The following is a 17,789-nucleotide window of genomic DNA, read 5'->3' as shown; positions in this document are numbered from 1 at the left end:
GTTATGGAAAAAATTACATTGACCGTGCCCGCCAGTCGCGAAGTAAGCGGCAGGGCGCTGGCAGGGGTTGTCGGCTCCGGGGATATGGAGGTGTTGTTCGCCGCCGAACCGGGCCAGACCTTAACCATTGATATCACCACTTCAGTAGACAATAGCCGTGGCCGCTGGGAGGCACTGTTCAACCGTCTGCAGACGGTCAGCAGCCTGCCGGCAGGCAAACTGACCATTCATGACTTCGGCGCGACGCCGGGCGTGGCGCGCATTCGCATCGAACAGGTTTTTGAGGGGGTGAGCCATGCGTGATGACAGCAGCTTTATCGAACTAAAAGCGCGCCAGCGCGCGCAGGCCCTGCTGGATGACGGCAGCTACCGCGAACTGCTGGATCCGTTTGAAGGCATTATCTCTCCGTGGCTTGGGCCGCAGGGGATTGTTCCTCAGGCCGATGACGGCATGGTCGTCGCAAAAGGCACCATCAACGGCAAGCCTGCCGTCGTCGTGGCGATTGAAGGCGCGTTCCAGGGCGGCAGCATGGGCGAAGTGTCCGGTGCAAAAATGGCGGCGGCGCTGGAGCTGGCGGCGGAAGATAACCGCAACGGCATTCCGACTCAGGCGGTGCTGTGCCTCGAAACCGGCGGCGTGCGCCTGCAGGAAGCGAATCTCGGCCTGGCGGCGATTGCCGATATCCACGCCGCGATTGTTGACCTGCGCCGCTACACCCCGGTGGTGGGAATTGTGGCCGGGACCGTGGGCTGCTTCGGCGGGATGTCCATCGCGGCAGCGCTGTGCAGCTACCTGATTGTGACCCGCGAAGCGCGTCTTGGCCTCAACGGCCCGCAGGTTATCGAGCAGGAGGCAGGCATTGAGGAGTACGACTCCCGCGACCGTCCGTTTATCTGGAGCATGACCGGCGGCGAAGTGCGCTATCAAAGCGGGCTGGTGGACGCGCTGGTGGGCGACGGCGTAAACGCGGTGAAAGCGGCGATGAACGACGCGATTGCGAAAGGCGTACCGGCGAAACACCGCACCGATAACTACGACGATTACCTGAACCGTCTGACGAATTTCGACACCCGCAAGCAGGCCGATGCCGAACAGATTAACGCGCTTTTTGCCCGGGAGGTGAAATGATGAGTAATTCAAAAAGCCGTGGCGAGCTCTGGCTGGAAACCCTCGCCCCGAATGCCAAACGTATCGAAGGGCTCTGCCCGTCCGTGCAGGCGGCAGACGGCGAGCTGAACGGTGAGGCGGTGCGCTTTGTGGCCGTGGTGCCGGATGCCCACAACCACTTCCCGCGCGCGGCGCAGGGCGAAGTCGGTCTGCTGGAAGGCTGGACGCTGGCGAAGGTGGTCAGCGAAACCGTCGCGGCGGATGCCGATAAAGCCGTCAAACGCCCGATTGTGGCGGTGATCGACGTCCCAAGCCAGGCCTATGGCCGTCGCGAAGAGGCGTTTGGTATTCATCAGGCGCTGGCCGGTGCGGCGGCAGCCTATGCTAACGCGCGCCTGGCCGGTCACCCGGTGATTGGGCTGATCGTCGGCAAGGCAATGTCCGGCGCGTTCCTGGCGCACGGCTACCAGGCCAACCGTCTGATCGCCTTTAATGACAAGGGCGTGCTGATCCATGCGATGGGCAAAGAGTCCGCGGCGCGCATCACGCTGCGAACCGTCGAGGCGCTGGAAAAACTGGCGGCGACCATTCCGCCCATGGCGTACGACATCGGCAACTACGCCACGCTGGGGCTGCTCTCTAACCTGCTGGATATCAGCAACCCGGATGCCCCCTCCGATAACGATCTGACGCTGGTGAAAACCACCCTGCAACAGGCCATCAGTGACGCTCGTCAGGACACCACCCTGAAAAACCGTCTGGGTGCTGACAACCGCCGCAGCTCGGCGCTCGTACGCGAACGTATGCGAGCCAGCTGGTAAGTAAAAAAAAAGACCTGCCAGAGATGCAAACCCCGTGGGCGCGCCCGCTGCGCCCGCGCGGGAGCCTGCATCCTGAAAAATAATAAACATCGCACCAGTGCTAAAACTTTTTTTACTACAGGTGATTTATGACTTACGTAATTGTTCATGCTCTTGCACCGATTTTCGTCATCATGCTGCTGGGATTCTGGGCCGGTAAGGCAAAGATGGTCGATAACAAAAATGTGTCCCTGCTCAATATCTTCGTGATGGATTTTGCACTGCCTGCCGCGCTGTTTAGCGCCACCGTGCAAACGCCGTGGACCGGCATCGTGGCGCAGTCGCCGCTGATTCTGGTTCTCACTCTGGCGATGTGGATCACCTATGCGGCCATCTATTTCCTCGCCACGAAAGTCTTTAAGAAATCCCCGCAGGATGCGGCCGTGCTGACCCTGACGGTAGCTTTACCGAACTACGCAGCGCTGGGCCTGCCGATTCTGGGCAGCGTGCTGGGCGAAGGATCGTCCACGTCGCTTTCCGTTGCGGTCTCTATTGCCTGCGGTTCGGTGCTGATGACCCCGTTCTGCCTGCTGATCCTGGAGCGGGAAAAAGCGCGCGCCGAGGGGAATAACTCGGGCTCAACGCTCTCCATGTTGCCGGTGCTGATGTGGCGCTCCATTAAAAAACCGATCGTGATGGGCCCGCTGCTGGGCGTGATTCTGTCCGCCATCGGGATCAAAATGCCGGAACTGGTTCTTGCGGCGATTAAACCGCTGGGGCTGTCCGCCACCGCTGCCGCGCTGTTCCTGACCGGGGTGATCCTCTCTGCCCGTAAGCTGCAGATCAACACCATGGTGATTACGTCAACCATCGCCAAGCTGCTGATTCAGCCAGCGATTGCCTGGGGTATTGTGCTGATCTTCGGCCTGCATGGCTCCGTGGCGATCACCGCTATCCTGATGATTGCACTTTCTGCGGGCTTCTTCGGCGTGGTGTTCGGTAACCGCTTTGGCGTGCAGTCGCCGGATGCTGAAGCCGTGCTGCTGTTAAGCTCCGTACTGTGTATCCTGTCGCTGCCGCTGTTTATCTCGCTGACTTCAGGAATGTAATCATGACCACAACATTACGCCCGCACGACCTCATCTGGCTTACCGCGCGCAACGCGCTGGAAGGCATCACCGAATCCTGGGTGGAGGCGGCCTGGCATACCGGCCTGCCGGTGGTGGTGCGGCGTGATGTTGACAGTGAAGGCCGGATCCCCGTTGGCGTGCGCGGACTGCGCCGCGACCAGCGGGCGGCCGGGTGGGTGAAGCCGGAAAACGTGTTACGCGTGGTTTCACCGGAAGACCTGAGCGTTGCGGCCGATCTGCTGCGCTCGCCGTTTGTTACCCAGCCACCCGTTCAGGTGGCGCTGCAGCTTTCTCAGCAGGCGTGGCCGTGGACGTGGGGCATTACCGGCAGCACCGGCTACGCGCTGGCGACCAGTATTCCGGTTCTTCATGCCGACAGCGATCTTGATCTGCTGATCCGCGCCCCGCACGCCGTTTCCCCCGATGCGTTTGCTGGCTGGCAGTCTCAGCTTAGCCGGGCGCTGTGTCGGGCGGATACGCAGGTGGATACCCCCGAGGGTGGCTTTGCGCTGGCAGAGTGGCTGCGCGACGGCAAAACGCTGCTGAAAACCCACCGCGGACCGCGCCTGGTGGCGGATCCGTGGCGCAGGGAGGAGTAATGAAAATACTGTTTACCTTTCCGGGACAGGGCACGCAGCACGAAGGTATGCTGCAAAACCTGCCGGGAACGGAACTGGCTCAGGCGCATGAGGTGCTTGGCGCCGAAGTGGATACGCTGGATAGCGCAGACGCATTAACCCACACCCGCGCGGTTCAGCTTTGCCTGCTGATTTCAGGCGTGGCCTGGGGGCGAGAGCTGGAGCGGCGCGGCGTGACGGCGGATATCGTTAGCGGGCTGTCCATCGGCGCTTATCCTGCGGCGGTTGTCGCAGGCGCACTGGACTTTACGGACGCGCTAAAGCTGGTGGCGCTGCGTGGCGATCTGATGGAGCAGGCGTATCCGCACGGCTACGGCCTGACGGCAATTATGGGGCTCACCCTGCCGCAGGTGGAAGACCTTATCCAGGGCACCGGGACCTACATTGCCAACCTGAATGCCGAAACGCAGATCGTGATTGCCGGAAGCGATGACGGGATGGCGCAGGCGGCGGCACGCGCGCTGGCGAAAGGGGCGAGCAAGGCCAAACGGCTGGCGGTCAGCGTGCCGTCCCACTGCGAACTGCTGACAGCACCCGCGCAAAAGCTGGCAACGGCGTTTGAATTGGTCACGCTTTCACGCCCACGCTGCGCCTACCTGAGCGGCAGCACCGGGCGCGTGCTGTGGCAGCCGGAAAAGATCGCCGACGATCTGGCGATGAACATGGCGCGTACGGTGCGCTGGCAGGAGGCGATGATTTCAGCGAATGAACGCGAAGCCCGGCTGGCGATTGAAATGCCGCCTGGCGGCGTACTGACCTGCCTGACGCGTCAGGCGCCGTGGGAAGGAGAGACGATTTCACTGGAGCGCAGCGGGGTGGACGTGGCGGTGCATCTGGCGCGTCGGCTTCGCGGGTGAGTTTTTAGTCCGGTGGCGGCTACGCCTTACCGGGCCTACGGGTTCGGTTGCCTTGTTTTGTATCACGTACTTTCCTGCAGGCTGCGCGCATACATCCGCCCTTCGGCGGCTAATGCCCGCAGGCTCGGGTCCTGCTCGCGGTTGCGGGCAAAGACGATCGCGATCAGCTGCTGCATCTGGTACGGCTCCGCCAGCTTCAACAGCTGCACGGAATTCTCATACACTTTCTTCATCCTGCCCGGCATTAGCGTAAATCCAACACCTGCCTGCACCAGGCTGAGCATCGAGAAAATGTCATTCACCCGGGTAACTATCTCCGGCTCGAACCCGGCGATATGAAAGGCTTCCTGAAACCCTGCATAGGTGGCGAACCCTTCTGCAAGAGCGACAAATTTCTGGTCTTTGTAATCACGCAGATCCGCGGGTCCGCGGGTATTCAGCGTGGCGGAAGCCGGTGCGGCAAGGAAAATGTCGTCGTGGAACAGGGGCAGCACTTCAAGGCTGTTACGGTCAATGTCGCTTTCGGAGATGGAGATAAGAATCGCGTCCAGCGAGCCTTCATCCAGCATGTGCAGCAGGGTGTCGTTGGAGCCCATCGTCAGATCCATCTCCAGATCCGGACGGCGCAGCTTCATGCCCATGATCAGGCGCGGCACGGTTTCCAGGGTGAGCGAGTAGAGCGTCCCGACTCGCAGCCGCCCCTGACCGATCCCGGCAATTTTGCGCGACGCTTCCAGCCCGCGCTCCATCACCTGCATCACCTCCTGGCAATACTCCAGCAGCGTCCAGGCGGAAGGCAGGGCAATCAGGTTGCGCCCCTTGTGGGTGAAGAGCGGGCAGCGCACGTTCTCTTCCAGGGTGTGCAGCGCACGGTGCACGCTCACGCCGCTCAGGCCCAGAGTTTCGGCGGTACGCGCAATATTCCCTTTCTCCATAAACGTCATGAAGATGCTGAGCTTGCGGAACGTAATCTCGCTCGTGATATCGAAACTCATAGCCCTCCCGGCGTGTTATTCAGCCTGCAGCATCGCTTCCAGCTGTTCCTGCGCGTCGAGCCACGCCATTTCGCACTCTTCGAGGCTGGATTTGGTCTTCGCCTGCGTTTGCAGGCAGTCCGTCAGCTCAGCCTTGCGGCTCTGGTCATACAGACCGCTGTCGCCGAGCTTCTCTTCAACAGCGGCAAGCGTGGCGTTGAGTTTTTCCATCTCTTTTTCGAGACGGGTAATCTCTTTACGCAGCGGCTGCGTCTGGGTGCGCAGCTCCGCTTCACGACGCTTCTGGTCTTTACGTGCCTGCGCGCTGTTGGCGTTGTCTTTCGCCGACTCCTCCGGTTGGTTCTCCTGCTTCTGCACGTCCGTCAGCCACTGCTGGTAATCTTCCAGATCGCCGTCGAACGGTTCGACTTTGCCATCGTGCACTAAGTAGAGATCGTCCGTGGTGGAGCGGATCAGGTGACGGTCGTGCGAAACCACCACCAGTGCGCCTTCGAACTCAATCAGCGCTTCGGTCAGCGCCTGACGCATATCGAGATCCAGGTGGTTGGTCGGTTCATCGAGCAGCAGCAGGTTCGGGCGCTGCCAGACGATCAGCGCCAGCACCAGACGGGCTTTTTCACCGCCCGAGAAACGCTCGGTGTTTTCGGTGACCTTATCGCCCTGGAAGCCGAAGCCGCCGAGGTAGTCGCGCAGCTTCTGCTCCATCTCCTGCGGCGCCAGACGCGCGAGATGCTGAATCGGGGATTCATCCGCGCGTAAAAATTCCAGCTGATGCTGGGCGAAGTAGCCAAGCTTGATGCCCTTCGCCAGGCCGATTTCACCGCTGACCGGGCTAAGCTCGCCCGCCAGCAGCTTGATTAGCGTCGATTTACCGGCGCCGTTACGCCCCAGCAGGCCAATGCGCGAACCCGGCACCAGGTTGAGCTTGATGGAGTCGAGAATAATGCGGTCGGCATAGCCCGCGCTGACCTTCTCCATCTTCAGCAGCGGGTTCGGCAGACTTTCCGGCTCGCGGAAGCTGAAGTGGAACGGGTTATCCACGTGCGCCGGGGCAATCATCTCCATGCGTTCCAGCATTTTTATGCGGCTCTGGGCCTGCTTGGCTTTTGAGGCTTTGGCCTTAAAGCGATCCACAAAGCTCTGCAGGTGCGCCACGCGCTGCTGCTGGCTTTCGTACATGGACTGCTGCTGGGCAAGGCGCGTCGCGCGCTGACGCTCGAAGGAGCTGTAGTTGCCGGTGTACTCGAACATCGTTTGCTGTTCGATATGAATGATTTTATCCACCACCGGGTCGAGGAAGTCGCGGTCGTGGGAGATCAGAATCAGAGTGCCCTGATAGCTCTTGAGCCACTTCTCCAGCCAAATAACCGCATCGAGATCGAGGTGGTTGGTCGGTTCATCGAGCAGCAGCAGGTCAGAGCGGCAGATCAGCGCCTGCGCCAGGTTGAGGCGCATGCGCCAGCCACCGGAGAAGTCGCTGACCGGGCGTTCCAGCTGTTCATTGCTGAAGCCCAGGCCGTGAAGCAGGCTGGAGGCGCGGGAGCGAATGGTCCACGCGTCAATGGCGTCCAGCTTGCCGTGAACGGTGGCGATGGCGTGACCGTCGTTGCGCTCGTTAGCGGCGTTAAGTTCCGCCTCGAGCTTACGGTATTCCCGGTCGCCGTCGATAACATAGTCGAGTGCCGGTTCGCTCAGGGCTGGCGTCTCCTGGTTTACCCAGGCGAGCTGCCAGTTCCCCGGGAAGGTGAAGTTACCGCCATCCGCGCTAATCTCGTTTTTCAGCAACGCCAGCAGCGTGGATTTACCACAGCCGTTTTTGCCGACCAGACCCACTTTTTGGCCCGGGTTGATGGTAGCAGTGGCGTTATCCAGCAGGACGCGCACGCCGCGACGAATTTGTAACGAGGAGAAAACAATCATAGAAGCGCCGTATGTTCCGACTATGTTAATTTGTCATTATGATAATGTAAGGTGTGGGCCATTTTCCGCACCGGGCCGCCATGGTAGCCCAAAACAACAACGATACACAAAAACAGAAACAAGACCGGGAGGGGAATGATGTCTCAGACAGCAAAAGTGCTGCTGCTGTATGCCCATCCGGAATCTCAGGACTCGGTGGCAAACCGGGTGCTGCTTAAGCCGGCCACACAGCTCAGCAACGTGACGGTGCACGATCTCTACGCGCACTATCCTGATTTCTTTATTGATATCCCTTACGAGCAGGAACTGCTGCGTCAGCATGACGTCATTGTGTTCCAGCATCCGCTTTACACCTACAGCTGTCCGGCGCTGCTCAAAGAGTGGCTGGACCGCGTGCTGAGCCGGGGCTTCTCCAGCGGGGTGGGGGGCAACCAGCTGGCGGGAAAGTACTGGCGTAGTGTGATCACCACCGGAGAGCCGGAAAGTGCTTACCGCCACGACGGGCTGAACCGCTATCCGATGAGCGATATTCTGCGGCCTTTCGAGCTGACGGCGGCGATGTGCCGTATGCACTGGATGAGCCCGATTATTGTCTACTGGGCCCGACGCCAGGATCCGAAAGAACTGGCCAGCCACGCCAGAGCCTATGGTGAATGGCTGGCGTCACCGATTCCGGCAGGAGGTCGTTAATGGAAGGATCGAATTTGCTTCTCGCCGGGGTGCTGTTTTTATTTGCGGCCGTCGTCGCGGTGCCGCTTGCGGCACGCATTGGTATCGGTGCGGTGTTGGGGTATCTGCTGGCGGGGATCGCGATTGGCCCCTGGGGACTGGGATTCATCAGCGATGTAGATGAGATTCTCCATTTCTCCGAACTGGGCGTGGTGTTCCTGATGTTCATCATCGGGCTGGAACTGAATCCTTCGAAATTGTGGCAACTCCGACGCTCTATCTTTGGCGTGGGCGCCGCGCAGGTGATGTTCAGCGCCGCGATCCTGGGTGGCCTGTTAATGCTGACCAACTTTTCATGGCAGGCGGCGGTGATTGGCGGGATAGGCCTTGCGATGTCGTCGACGGCGATGGCGCTGCAGCTGATGCGCGATAAAGGGATGAATCGCAACGAAGCCGGCCAGCTGGGCTTTTCGGTGCTGCTGTTCCAGGATTTGGCAGTCATCCCGGCGCTGGCGCTGGTGCCGCTGCTGGCGGGGTCCGGGGACGATCATTTTGACTGGGCGAAAATCGCCATGAAGGTGCTGGCCTTCGCGGGCATGCTGATTGGCGGTCGTTTCCTGTTACGTCCCGTATTCCGCTTTATTGCCGCGTCGGGCGTTCGCGAGGTATTTACCGCTGCGACGCTGCTGCTGGTGCTGGGGTCGGCATTGTTTATGGATGCGCTGGGGCTTTCGATGGCGCTCGGGACCTTTATCGCCGGGGTGCTGCTGGCGGAAAGTGAATACCGGCACGAGCTGGAAATTGCCATCGATCCCTTTAAAGGGCTGCTGTTAGGCCTGTTCTTTATTTCGGTGGGGATGGCGCTCAACCTTGGCGTGCTCTATACCCATCTGCTGTGGGTTGTGGTGAGCGTCGCCATCCTGGTGGCGGTGAAAACGCTGGTGCTGTACGTCATGGCGCGTATTTATGGCTTGCGCAGTTCGGAACGCATGCAGTTTGCCAGCGTGTTAAGCCAGGGGGGCGAGTTCGCGTTTGTGCTGTTCTCTACCGCCTCCTCCCAGAAGTTGTTTAAAGACGATCAGATGGCGCTTTTGCTGGTAACGGTCACGCTGTCGATGATGACCACGCCGCTGCTGATGAAGCTGGTGGATAAACTGCTGTCGCGCCGCCTGAATCCCACTGACGATGAAGACGAAGCGCCGTGGGTGGAAGACGACAAGCCGCAGGTGATTGTGGTGGGCTTTGGTCGTTTTGGACAGGTTATCGGGCGTTTGCTGATGGCGAACAAAATGCGCATTACGGTGCTGGAGCGGGATATCAGCGCGGTTAACCTGATGCGTAAATATGGCTATAAGGTTTACTACGGCGACGCGACCCAGCTTGAGCTGCTGCGCTCGGCGGGGGCGGAAGCGGCAGAGTCCATCGTGATTACCTGTAACGATCCGGAAGATACGATGAAGCTGGTGGAGCTGTGCCAGCAGCATTTCCCGCATCTGCATATTCTGGCGCGTGCGCGGGGACGTGTTGAAGCTCACGAATTATTGCAGGCGGGTGTGAAACACTTCTCCCGTGAGACGTTCTCCAGCGCGCTGGAGCTGGGGCGCAAGGCGCTGATCTCGCTTGGCATGCATCCGCATCAGGCGCAGCGTGCTCAGATGCACTTCCGCCGGCTGGATATGCGGATGCTGCGCGAGCTGATGCCGGTACATACCGATACGGCGCAGATCTCCCGCGTGCGGGAAGCGCGTCGCGAGCTGGAGGAGATCTTCCAGCGCGAGATGCAGCAGGAACGACGCCAGCTCGATGGCTGGGATGAATTTGAATAAAGGGTAACGAAAGATGGCTGTACGTAAACGCTTTATCGCGGGTGCAAAATGCCCGACCTGCCAGGCGCAAGATACCCTGGCGATGTGGCGGGAAAATAATATTGATGTTGTTGAGTGTGTTAAGTGCGGTCACCAGATGCGTGAGGCCGACAAAGAGGCCCGCGATCACGTTCGCAAAGAAGAGCAAGTTATCGGGATTTTTCATCCGGACTAGCGATATGCCCTGAGTTTTTTTAAGCTAAAGGGTACACAGGTGCAGATTTCCGCTACAATCTGCGCCAGCAATTTTCCCACGCTCAGGAGATATCATGAAAGTAGCAAAAGACCTGGTGGTCAGCCTGGCCTATCAGGTACGTACAGAAGACGGTGTGTTGGTTGATGAGTCTCCGGTGAGTGCGCCGCTTGACTACCTGCATGGTCACGGTTCCCTGATTTCCGGCCTGGAAAACGCGCTGGAAGGTCATGAAGTTGGCGACAAATTTGACGTTGCTGTAGGCGCGAACGACGCTTACGGTCAGTATGACGACAACCTGGTTCAGCGCGTTCCTAAAGACGTGTTCATGGGCGTTGACGAACTGCAGGTTGGCATGCGCTTCCTGGCTGAAACCGACCAGGGTCCGGTTCCTGTTGAAATCACCGAAGTGGAAGATGACCACGTCGTGGTTGACGGCAACCACATGCTGGCTGGCCAGAACCTGAAGTTCAACGTAGAAGTTGTTGCGATCCGTGAAGCGACCGAAGAAGAGCTGGCTCATGGCCACGTTCACGGTGCGCACGGTCACGACCACGATCACGGCCACGACGGCTGCTGCGGTGGTCACGGCCACGACCATGGTCACGACCACGATCACGGTAAAGGTGGTTGCGGTAACGGCGGCTGCGGTTGCCACTAATTCCGTCATGCGGAAAATAAAAAAGCGGGATAATCCCGCTTTTTTTACGCCTCAATAATGAGGAGGTGGCGTCTCTTCTGACTGAGAGGCAATGTTTGACGGCTGCGTGGCCTTCAGCTTTTCCGTCAGCAGGCGCATATGATCCCGCAGTTTTGCCATTTCGAGCTCATGTGCGGTCACGGTCTGGTTTAGCTCTTCGATGGTGATGTCCTGAAAAGCCAGGCGGCTTTCCAGCTCAGCCATTCTCGCTTCTAATGCTGTTTCCTTCATCATTCACCTCGTTTATTTCAGATTCGCCATATTGGTCCTGCGGCGGCGCAGTTTAACTGAGTTTATCCTTAAGTACAGTCCGCATCCCCTTGGCAGGAAACTTATTTAAACAAAAATAGTCTGAAAAGTGGCGAGAATTGGAAGTGTCTGTCTGTAGATTTCTTCCGCAACGTTTTATAGTACGTAACTCATTTACGTTTAACGCTGGGGTGAGAGTCCCCAGGCCCTGGAGATATGGATGAAATCACTGTTTAAAGTAACGCTGCTGGCGACGACGATGGCTGTTGCGCTGAACGCGCCGCTGTCATTCGCTGCTGATACTGCTGCGAAGCCTGCTGCCACTGCAGACAGCAAAGCGGCGTTCAAAAATGACGACCAGAAATCCGCCTATGCACTGGGCGCATCTCTGGGCCGTTACATGGAAAACTCTCTGAAAGAACAAGAGAAACTGGGCATCAAACTGGATAAAGCTCAGCTGATCGCGGGCGTTCAGGACGCATTTGCAGATAAGAGCAAGCTGTCTGACCAGGAAATTGAACAGACTCTGCAGGCGTTTGAAGCGCGCGTGAAGGGTGCCGCGCAGACTAAGATGGACGCGGACGCTAAAGACAACGAAGCGAAAGGCAAAGCCTACCGCGACACCTTTGCTAAAGAGAAGGGTGTGAAAACCTCTTCTACTGGCCTGGTGTACAAAGTTGAGAAAGAAGGCACCGGCGATGCGCCTAAAGACAGCGACACCGTTGTTGTGAACTACAAAGGTACGCTGATCGACGGTAAAGAGTTCGATAACTCTTACACCCGCGGTGAGCCGCTCTCCTTCCGTCTTGATGGTGTGATCCCGGGCTGGACTGAAGGCCTGAAAAACATCAAGAAAGGCGGCAAGATCAAGATGGTTATCCCACCGGATCTGGCCTATGGCAAAACCGGCGTGCCGGGTATCCCTGCCAACTCTACGCTGGTCTTTGACGTAGAGCTGCTGGACATCAAACCAGCACCGAAAGCGGATGCCAAGGCAGACGCGCCGGCTGACGATAAAGCCGCTGCTGCTAAGAAGTAATGCTGAAAAAAAACCGCCGCCTTTAAGGCGGCGGTTTTTTATTGTGGGGCAGATATAATTAACACTGGAAAGCGTTAGGCACGCTGTATTAATTTAGTTGTCCGTGTAGATAATGAGCCTGCCCTGAAAACCTAACGACAGGCTCCTGAAAAGGAGTGTTTTTTTCATGTCCAGGTCGCTTTTAACCAACGAAACCAGTGAACTTGATTTGCTGGATCAACGTCCTTTCGATCAGACCGACTTCGATATTCTGAAATCCTATGAAGCGGTAGTGGACGGGTTAGCGATGCTCATTGGCTCCCACTGCGAAATCGTATTGCACTCCCTGCAAGATCTGAAGTGCTCCGCCATCCGCATTGCGAATGGTGAGCATACTGGCCGTAAAATTGGTTCGCCAATTACCGACCTTGCATTGCGTATGCTGCATGACATGACCGGCGCGGACAGCAGCGTCTCCAAATGCTATTTCACCCGCGCCAAAAGTGGCGTGCTGATGAAATCTGAAACCATCGCGATTCGAAACCGCGAGCATCGTGTTATTGGGCTGCTGTGCATCAACATGAACCTTGATGTGCCATTCTCGCAAATCATGAGCACCTTTATTCCGCCAGAAACGCCGGACGTTGGCTCTTCTGTTAACTTTGCCTCCTCCGTTGAAGATCTGGTGACGCAGACGCTTGAGTTTACGATTGAAGAGGTGAATGCCGATCGCAACGTCTCGAACAACGCCAAGAATCGTCAGATCGTGCTCAATCTCTATGAAAAAGGGATTTTTGATATTAAAGACGCCATCAACCAGGTGGCCGATCGTCTGAACATCTCCAAGCACACGGTCTACCTCTATATTCGTCAGTTCAAAAGCGGCGATTTCCTGGGACAAGACAAGTAATGCGTTTTGCGTTAATGGTGACAGGCCCGGCGTATGGTACTCAGCAGGCCAGCAGCGCGCTGCAGTTTGCGCATGCGCTACTGGCGGCTGGACATGAGCTGGCGAGCGTCTTCTTCTATCGGGAAGGGGTGTATAACGCGAATCAGTTTACCTCACCGGCGAGCGATGAGTTTGATCTGGTCCGCGCCTGGCAGGCATTAAACGAAAAGCAGGGCGTAGAACTGCACATCTGCGTGGCGGCGGCACTGCGCCGCGGCGTGACCGATGCAACCGAAGCCGCGCGTTCTGGTTTATCGGGTTCTAACCTGCAGCCCGGTTTTTCGTTGAGTGGTCTGGGTGCACTGGCACAGGCGGCATTAACCTGCGACAGAGTGGTGCAATTCTGATGAAGCGCGTGGCATTTGTTTTTACGTCTGCGCCGCACGGCAGCGCTTCCGGCCGCGAAGGGCTGGATGCGTTACTTGCGACGTCCGCGCTGACCGAAGATATCGGCGTCTTCTTTTTGGGGGACGGGGTGTTTCAGCTTCTGGCGGGTCAGCAGCCACAGGCCATTCTGGCGCGGGATTACATCGCTACCTTCAAAGTGTTGCCGCTGTACGACATTGAAAACCTTTATGTCTGCGCCGACTCGCTGGCCGCTCGCGGTTTGGATGAGAAGACGCCTTTCGTGCTGGATGTGACCGTCCTGTCTTCTGCTGCATTGCGCGAACACCTTTCCCACTACGACACCGTTCTGACTTTCTGAGGCCGCCATGCTCCATACTCTGAGCCATTCACCGTGGCAATGTGATATCGACGCGTTACTGAGTATGCTGCGCGAAGGTGACGATCTGCTGCTGATTCAGGATGGCGTGCTTGCCGCACTGGAAGGCAGTCGTTTCGTTGAAATTCTCACGAACGCCCCCATAACAGTTTCTGCGCTGAAAGACGATCTGGATGCGCGGGGTCTTTCTGGTCAAATTTCAGCCAAAATTGACGTGGTTGGCTATACTGATTTCGTCAATCTTACTGTGACGCACGCCAGTCAAATGAACTGGTGATCTGAGATCGCTGTATATTTCTTGACACCTTTTCGACGTAGCCCTAAAATTTCGCGTCCTCATATTGTATGAGGTCGATTTATTACGTGTTTACGAAGCAAAAGCTAAAACCAGGAGCTATTTAATGGCAACAGTTAACCAGCTGGTACGCAAACCACGTGCACGCAAAGTTGCGAAAAGCAACGTGCCTGCGCTGGAAGCCTGCCCGCAGAAACGTGGCGTATGTACTCGTGTATATACCACCACTCCTAAAAAACCAAACTCCGCACTGCGTAAAGTATGCCGTGTGCGTTTGACTAACGGTTTCGAAGTGACTTCCTACATCGGTGGTGAAGGTCACAACCTGCAGGAGCACTCCGTGATCCTGATCCGTGGCGGTCGTGTTAAAGACCTTCCGGGTGTTCGTTACCACACCGTTCGTGGTGCGCTGGACTGCTCAGGTGTTAAAGACCGTAAGCAGGCTCGCTCCAAGTACGGCGTGAAGCGTCCTAAGGCTTAATGGTTCTCCGTTAAGTAAGGCCAAACTGATTTATCTTAATGTCACACTAAACTCTTTGAGTTTTGGACAATCCTGAATTAACAACGGAGTATTCCCATGCCACGTCGTCGCGTCATTGGTCAGCGTAAAATTCTTCCAGATCCGAAATTCGGATCAGAACTGCTGGCAAAATTTGTAAATATCCTGATGGTAGATGGTAAAAAATCTACTGCAGAAGCAATCGTATACAGCGCGCTTGAGACCCTGGCTCAGCGTTCTGGTAAAAATGAACTGGAAGCTTTCGAAGTCGCTCTCGACAACGTTCGCCCAACTGTAGAAGTTAAGTCCCGCCGCGTTGGTGGTTCTACTTATCAGGTTCCAGTTGAAGTTCGTCCGGTTCGTCGTAATGCCCTGGCAATGCGTTGGATCGTTGAAGCTGCTCGTAAACGCGGTGATAAATCCATGGCTCTGCGTCTGGCGAACGAACTTTCTGATGCTGCAGACAACAAAGGTACTGCAGTTAAGAAACGTGAAGACGTTCACCGTATGGCAGAAGCCAACAAGGCGTTCGCACACTACCGTTGGTAATCCCTTCGGAGTCTTAGTCACCAGGCGGGCGCTTCAGAGAAGCCGCCCGCTCTGGGTAACTTAACTGAACGCCTAAAGATATAAACGAGGAATCAAATGGCTCGTACAACACCCATCGCACGCTACCGTAACATCGGTATCAGTGCGCACATCGACGCCGGTAAAACCACTACTACCGAACGTATTCTGTTCTACACCGGTGTAAACCACAAAATCGGTGAAGTTCATGACGGCGCAGCCACCATGGACTGGATGGAACAGGAGCAGGAGCGTGGTATCACTATCACCTCCGCAGCGACTACTGCATTCTGGTCAGGTATGGCTAAGCAGTACGAACCGCATCGCGTAAACATCATCGACACCCCAGGGCACGTTGACTTCACCATCGAAGTAGAACGTTCCATGCGTGTTCTTGACGGCGCGGTAATGGTTTATTGCGCAGTTGGTGGTGTTCAGCCACAGTCTGAAACCGTATGGCGTCAGGCAAACAAATATAAAGTTCCACGCATCGCGTTCGTTAACAAAATGGACCGTATGGGTGCTAACTTCCTGAAAGTTGTTGGTCAGATCAAAACCCGTCTGGGCGCGAACCCTGTTCCGCTGCAGCTGGCAATTGGTGCTGAAGAAGGCTTCACCGGCGTTATCGACCTGGTGAAAATGAAAGCCATCAACTGGAACGATGCAGACCAGGGCGTTACCTTCGAATACGAAGATATCCCAGCTGCAATGCAGGACCTGGCTGACGAATGGCACCAGAACCTGATCGAATCCGCTGCTGAAGCTTCTGAAGAGCTGATGGAGAAATACCTGGGTGGTGAAGAACTGACTGAAGAAGAGATCAAAAAAGCTCTGCGTCAGCGCGTTCTGAACAACGAAATCATCCTGGTAACCTGTGGTTCTGCGTTCAAGAACAAAGGTGTTCAGGCGATGCTGGATGCGGTAGTTGACTACCTGCCATCCCCGGTTGACGTTCCTGCGATCAACGGCATCCTGGACGACGGTAAAGATACCCCGGCTGAGCGTCACGCAAGCGACGAAGAGCCATTCTCTGCACTGGCGTTCAAAATTGCTACCGACCCATTCGTGGGTAACCTGACCTTCTTCCGCGTTTACTCTGGTGTGGTTAACTCCGGTGACACCATCCTGAACTCCGTGAAAGCGGCGCGTGAGCGTTTTGGCCGTATCGTACAGATGCACGCTAACAAACGTGAAGAGATCAAAGAAGTTCGTGCGGGCGACATCGCTGCAGCTATCGGTCTGAAAGACGTGACCACTGGTGACACCCTGTGTGACCCGGATCACCCGATCATTCTGGAGCGTATGGAATTCCCAGAGCCGGTAATCTCCATCGCAGTTGAACCAAAAACCAAAGCTGACCAGGAAAAAATGGGTCTGGCTCTGGGCCGTCTGGCGAAAGAAGACCCATCATTCCGCGTATGGACTGATGAAGAATCTAACCAGACCATCATCGCTGGTATGGGTGAACTGCACCTGGACATCATCGTTGACCGTATGAAGCGTGAATTCAACGTTGAAGCGAACGTGGGTAAACCTCAGGTTGCTTACCGCGAAGCGATTCGCGCGAAAGTTACCGATATTGAAGGTAAACACGCTAAGCAGTCTGGTGGTCGCGGTCAGTACGGTCACGTTGTGATCGACATGTACCCACTGGAGCCGGGCTCTAACCCGAAAGGTTACGAGTTCATCAACGACATCAAAGGTGGTGTAATTCCTGGCGAATACATCCCAGCCGTTGATAAAGGCATCCAGGAACAGCTGAAAGCGGGCCCTCTGGCTGGCTATCCGGTTGTTGACATGGGTGTTCGTCTGCACTTCGGTTCTTACCACGACGTTGACTCCTCTGAACTGGCGTTTAAACTGGCTGCGTCTATTGCCTTTAAAGAAGGCTTTAAGAAAGCAAAACCAGTTCTGCTTGAGCCAATCATGAAGGTTGAAGTAGAAACTCCTGAAGAGAACACCGGTGACGTTATCGGTGACTTGAGCCGTCGTCGCGGTATGCTGCGTGGTCAGGAATCCGAAGTAACTGGCGTTAAGATCCACGCTGAAGTTCCGCTGTCTGAAATGTTCGGATATGCAACTCAGCTGCGTTCTCTGACCAAAGGTCGTGCATCATACACCATGGAATTCCTGAAGTATGATGATGCGCCTAACAACGTTGCTCAGGCCGTTATTGAAGCCCGTGGTAAGTAATCCACAGGATTAAAACCTAAGTCCCGTGCTCTCTCCACAGGGGAGAGCACTATAGTAAGGAATATAGCCGTGTCTAAAGAAAAATTTGAACGTACAAAACCGCACGTCAACGTTGGTACTATCGGCCACGTTGACCATGGTAAAACTACCCTGACTGCTGCAATCACTACCGTTCTGGCTAAAACCTACGGTGGTTCTGCTCGTGCATTCGACCAGATCGATAACGCACCAGAAGAAAAAGCACGTGGTATCACCATCAACACTTCCCACGTTGAGTATGACACCCCGACTCGCCACTACGCACACGTAGACTGCCCAGGCCACGCCGACTATGTTAAAAACATGATCACCGGTGCTGCGCAGATGGACGGCGCGATCCTGGTTGTTGCTGCGACTGACGGCCCAATGCCTCAGACTCGT

General features: G+C 56.4%; 22 protein-coding genes. 19 read left to right on the top strand and 3 right to left on the bottom strand.

Translation table 11 applies throughout. The features are described 5' to 3' along the window. Nucleotides 1-3 precede the first annotated feature (3 nt). The 6 genes from mdcC (at nucleotide 4) to mdcH (ending at nucleotide 4,533) form a co-directional block, all read left to right on the top strand. The gene (gene mdcC, locus AC0TNG_RS08595; protein WP_024907938.1) at nucleotides 4-303 is read left to right on the top strand and encodes a malonate decarboxylase acyl carrier protein; all 300 of its coding nucleotides are present in this window, start codon (nucleotides 4-6) and stop codon (nucleotides 301-303) included. Then, complete coding sequence (locus AC0TNG_RS08590) at nucleotides 296-1,129, top strand: biotin-independent malonate decarboxylase subunit beta (RefSeq protein ID WP_024907939.1); 834 nt, start codon at nucleotides 296-298, stop codon at nucleotides 1,127-1,129. The genes mdcC and AC0TNG_RS08590 overlap by 8 nt, the downstream gene beginning before the upstream one ends. Beyond that, a complete protein-coding gene (gene mdcE, locus AC0TNG_RS08585; RefSeq protein WP_148768917.1) occupies nucleotides 1,129-1,929 on the top strand; it encodes a biotin-independent malonate decarboxylase subunit gamma in 801 nt (266 codons plus the stop codon). Before AC0TNG_RS08590 ends, mdcE begins: the two co-directional genes overlap by 1 nt. A 128-nt stretch (nucleotides 1,930-2,057) precedes the next feature. Beyond that, nucleotides 2,058-3,017 (top strand): AEC family transporter, encoded by a 960-nt coding sequence (locus tag AC0TNG_RS08580; protein WP_024907941.1) that lies wholly within the window; start codon nucleotides 2,058-2,060, stop codon nucleotides 3,015-3,017. Nucleotides 3,018-3,019: 2 nt separating this feature from the next. Further along, a complete protein-coding gene (locus tag AC0TNG_RS08575; protein ID WP_473712950.1) occupies nucleotides 3,020-3,637 on the top strand; it encodes a malonate decarboxylase holo-ACP synthase in 618 nt (205 codons plus the stop codon). Next, the gene (gene mdcH / locus AC0TNG_RS08570) at nucleotides 3,637-4,533 is read left to right on the top strand and encodes a malonate decarboxylase subunit epsilon (RefSeq protein ID WP_473701817.1); all 897 of its coding nucleotides are present in this window, start codon (nucleotides 3,637-3,639) and stop codon (nucleotides 4,531-4,533) included. Before AC0TNG_RS08575 ends, mdcH begins: the two co-directional genes overlap by 1 nt. 62 nt (nucleotides 4,534-4,595) lie before the next feature. Here the strand turns inward: mdcH and AC0TNG_RS08565 are convergent, their stop codons facing one another. Next, complete coding sequence (locus AC0TNG_RS08565; protein WP_061716386.1) at nucleotides 4,596-5,528, bottom strand: LysR family transcriptional regulator; 933 nt, start codon at nucleotides 5,526-5,528, stop codon at nucleotides 4,596-4,598. 15 nt (nucleotides 5,529-5,543) lie between these two features. After that, a complete protein-coding gene (locus AC0TNG_RS08560) occupies nucleotides 5,544-7,448 on the bottom strand; it encodes an ABC transporter ATP-binding protein (RefSeq protein WP_061716387.1) in 1,905 nt (634 codons plus the stop codon). 138 nt (nucleotides 7,449-7,586) lie between these two features. On the opposite strand from AC0TNG_RS08560, the gene kefG reads away from it, so the two are divergent. The 4 genes from kefG (at nucleotide 7,587) to slyD (ending at nucleotide 10,836) form a co-directional block, all read left to right on the top strand. Then, on the top strand, nucleotides 7,587-8,138 hold the full coding sequence (gene kefG, locus AC0TNG_RS08555; protein WP_014885493.1) for a glutathione-regulated potassium-efflux system ancillary protein KefG: 552 nt from the start codon (nucleotides 7,587-7,589) through the stop codon (nucleotides 8,136-8,138). Continuing rightward, nucleotides 8,138-9,943 carry a glutathione-regulated potassium-efflux system protein KefB gene (gene kefB, locus AC0TNG_RS08550; protein ID WP_024907946.1) on the top strand — a complete coding sequence of 602 codons (1,806 nt, stop codon included), beginning with the start codon at nucleotides 8,138-8,140 and terminating at the stop codon, nucleotides 9,941-9,943. The genes kefG and kefB overlap by 1 nt, the downstream gene beginning before the upstream one ends. A gap of 13 nt (nucleotides 9,944-9,956) precedes the next feature. Next, nucleotides 9,957-10,157: a YheV family putative zinc ribbon protein gene (locus AC0TNG_RS08545; protein ID WP_010436300.1), complete on the top strand. Its 201-nt coding sequence runs from the start codon at nucleotides 9,957-9,959 to the stop codon at nucleotides 10,155-10,157. Nucleotides 10,158-10,251: 94 nt separating this feature from the next. After that, entirely contained in the window at nucleotides 10,252-10,836 is a 585-nt protein-coding gene (slyD, locus tag AC0TNG_RS08540) for a peptidylprolyl isomerase (RefSeq protein ID WP_473712948.1), read from the top strand. 51 nt (nucleotides 10,837-10,887) lie between these two features. Here the strand turns inward: slyD and AC0TNG_RS08535 are convergent, their stop codons facing one another. After that, nucleotides 10,888-11,106: a protein SlyX gene (locus AC0TNG_RS08535; RefSeq protein ID WP_473712990.1), complete on the bottom strand. Its 219-nt coding sequence runs from the start codon at nucleotides 11,104-11,106 to the stop codon at nucleotides 10,888-10,890. 238 nt (nucleotides 11,107-11,344) lie between these two features. Here AC0TNG_RS08535 and fkpA point away from each other — a divergent pair, with 238 nt between their 5' ends. The 9 genes from fkpA to AC0TNG_RS08490 all read left to right on the top strand — a co-directional run. Continuing rightward, entirely contained in the window at nucleotides 11,345-12,163 is an 819-nt protein-coding gene (gene fkpA / locus AC0TNG_RS08530; protein WP_023309460.1) for an FKBP-type peptidyl-prolyl cis-trans isomerase, read from the top strand. Nucleotides 12,164-12,329: 166 nt separating this feature from the next. Next, nucleotides 12,330-13,052 carry a helix-turn-helix transcriptional regulator gene (locus AC0TNG_RS08525; RefSeq protein ID WP_003861697.1) on the top strand — a complete coding sequence of 241 codons (723 nt, stop codon included), beginning with the start codon at nucleotides 12,330-12,332 and terminating at the stop codon, nucleotides 13,050-13,052. Then, nucleotides 13,052-13,438 carry a sulfurtransferase complex subunit TusD gene (tusD, locus tag AC0TNG_RS08520; protein ID WP_048992404.1) on the top strand — a complete coding sequence of 129 codons (387 nt, stop codon included), beginning with the start codon at nucleotides 13,052-13,054 and terminating at the stop codon, nucleotides 13,436-13,438. The genes AC0TNG_RS08525 and tusD overlap by 1 nt, the downstream gene beginning before the upstream one ends. Next, the gene (gene tusC / locus AC0TNG_RS08515) at nucleotides 13,438-13,797 is read left to right on the top strand and encodes a sulfurtransferase complex subunit TusC (RefSeq protein ID WP_024907950.1); all 360 of its coding nucleotides are present in this window, start codon (nucleotides 13,438-13,440) and stop codon (nucleotides 13,795-13,797) included. Before tusD ends, tusC begins: the two co-directional genes overlap by 1 nt. Before the next feature lie 7 nt (nucleotides 13,798-13,804). Beyond that, complete coding sequence (gene tusB / locus AC0TNG_RS08510; protein ID WP_024907951.1) at nucleotides 13,805-14,092, top strand: sulfurtransferase complex subunit TusB; 288 nt, start codon at nucleotides 13,805-13,807, stop codon at nucleotides 14,090-14,092. A gap of 124 nt (nucleotides 14,093-14,216) precedes the next feature. Further along, complete coding sequence (gene rpsL, locus AC0TNG_RS08505) at nucleotides 14,217-14,591, top strand: 30S ribosomal protein S12 (RefSeq protein ID WP_000246815.1); 375 nt, start codon at nucleotides 14,217-14,219, stop codon at nucleotides 14,589-14,591. 96 nt (nucleotides 14,592-14,687) lie between these two features. Then, entirely contained in the window at nucleotides 14,688-15,158 is a 471-nt protein-coding gene (gene rpsG / locus AC0TNG_RS08500) for a 30S ribosomal protein S7 (RefSeq protein ID WP_004106370.1), read from the top strand. A 96-nt stretch (nucleotides 15,159-15,254) separates the two neighbouring features. Continuing rightward, nucleotides 15,255-17,369, top strand: a complete 2,115-nt coding sequence (fusA, locus tag AC0TNG_RS08495; protein WP_008503004.1) for an elongation factor G — start codon at nucleotides 15,255-15,257, stop codon at nucleotides 17,367-17,369. A 69-nt stretch (nucleotides 17,370-17,438) separates the two neighbouring features. Then, nucleotides 17,439-17,789, top strand: a 351-nt coding sequence (locus AC0TNG_RS08490; protein WP_171048787.1) for a GTP-binding protein, incomplete at its 3' end; no start/stop codon positions are given.

This window comes from Enterobacter sp. PL_is514, from assembly GCF_055816715.1.
Note: the sequence above shows the minus strand (reverse complement) of the source record. Positions and strands in the feature narration are given on the sequence as shown.

Coding starts and splice junctions, on each gene's coding strand:
- mdcC (WP_024907938.1), top strand. CDS start 4: ATGGAAAAAATTACATTGACCGTGCCCGCCAGTCGCGAAGTAAGCGGC.
- AC0TNG_RS08590 (WP_024907939.1), top strand. CDS start 296: ATGCGTGATGACAGCAGCTTTATCGAACTAAAAGCGCGCCAGCGCGCG.
- mdcE (WP_148768917.1), top strand. CDS start 1,129: ATGAGTAATTCAAAAAGCCGTGGCGAGCTCTGGCTGGAAACCCTCGCC.
- AC0TNG_RS08580 (WP_024907941.1), top strand. CDS start 2,058: ATGACTTACGTAATTGTTCATGCTCTTGCACCGATTTTCGTCATCATG.
- AC0TNG_RS08575 (WP_473712950.1), top strand. CDS start 3,020: ATGACCACAACATTACGCCCGCACGACCTCATCTGGCTTACCGCGCGC.
- mdcH (WP_473701817.1), top strand. CDS start 3,637: ATGAAAATACTGTTTACCTTTCCGGGACAGGGCACGCAGCACGAAGGT.
- AC0TNG_RS08565 (WP_061716386.1), bottom strand. CDS start 5,528: ATGAGTTTCGATATCACGAGCGAGATTACGTTCCGCAAGCTCAGCATC.
- AC0TNG_RS08560 (WP_061716387.1), bottom strand. CDS start 7,448: ATGATTGTTTTCTCCTCGTTACAAATTCGTCGCGGCGTGCGCGTCCTG.
- kefG (WP_014885493.1), top strand. CDS start 7,587: ATGTCTCAGACAGCAAAAGTGCTGCTGCTGTATGCCCATCCGGAATCT.
- kefB (WP_024907946.1), top strand. CDS start 8,138: ATGGAAGGATCGAATTTGCTTCTCGCCGGGGTGCTGTTTTTATTTGCG.
- AC0TNG_RS08545 (WP_010436300.1), top strand. CDS start 9,957: ATGGCTGTACGTAAACGCTTTATCGCGGGTGCAAAATGCCCGACCTGC.
- slyD (WP_473712948.1), top strand. CDS start 10,252: ATGAAAGTAGCAAAAGACCTGGTGGTCAGCCTGGCCTATCAGGTACGT.
- AC0TNG_RS08535 (WP_473712990.1), bottom strand. CDS start 11,106: ATGAAGGAAACAGCATTAGAAGCGAGAATGGCTGAGCTGGAAAGCCGC.
- fkpA (WP_023309460.1), top strand. CDS start 11,345: ATGAAATCACTGTTTAAAGTAACGCTGCTGGCGACGACGATGGCTGTT.
- AC0TNG_RS08525 (WP_003861697.1), top strand. CDS start 12,330: ATGTCCAGGTCGCTTTTAACCAACGAAACCAGTGAACTTGATTTGCTG.
- tusD (WP_048992404.1), top strand. CDS start 13,052: ATGCGTTTTGCGTTAATGGTGACAGGCCCGGCGTATGGTACTCAGCAG.
- tusC (WP_024907950.1), top strand. CDS start 13,438: ATGAAGCGCGTGGCATTTGTTTTTACGTCTGCGCCGCACGGCAGCGCT.
- tusB (WP_024907951.1), top strand. CDS start 13,805: ATGCTCCATACTCTGAGCCATTCACCGTGGCAATGTGATATCGACGCG.
- rpsL (WP_000246815.1), top strand. CDS start 14,217: ATGGCAACAGTTAACCAGCTGGTACGCAAACCACGTGCACGCAAAGTT.
- rpsG (WP_004106370.1), top strand. CDS start 14,688: ATGCCACGTCGTCGCGTCATTGGTCAGCGTAAAATTCTTCCAGATCCG.
- fusA (WP_008503004.1), top strand. CDS start 15,255: ATGGCTCGTACAACACCCATCGCACGCTACCGTAACATCGGTATCAGT.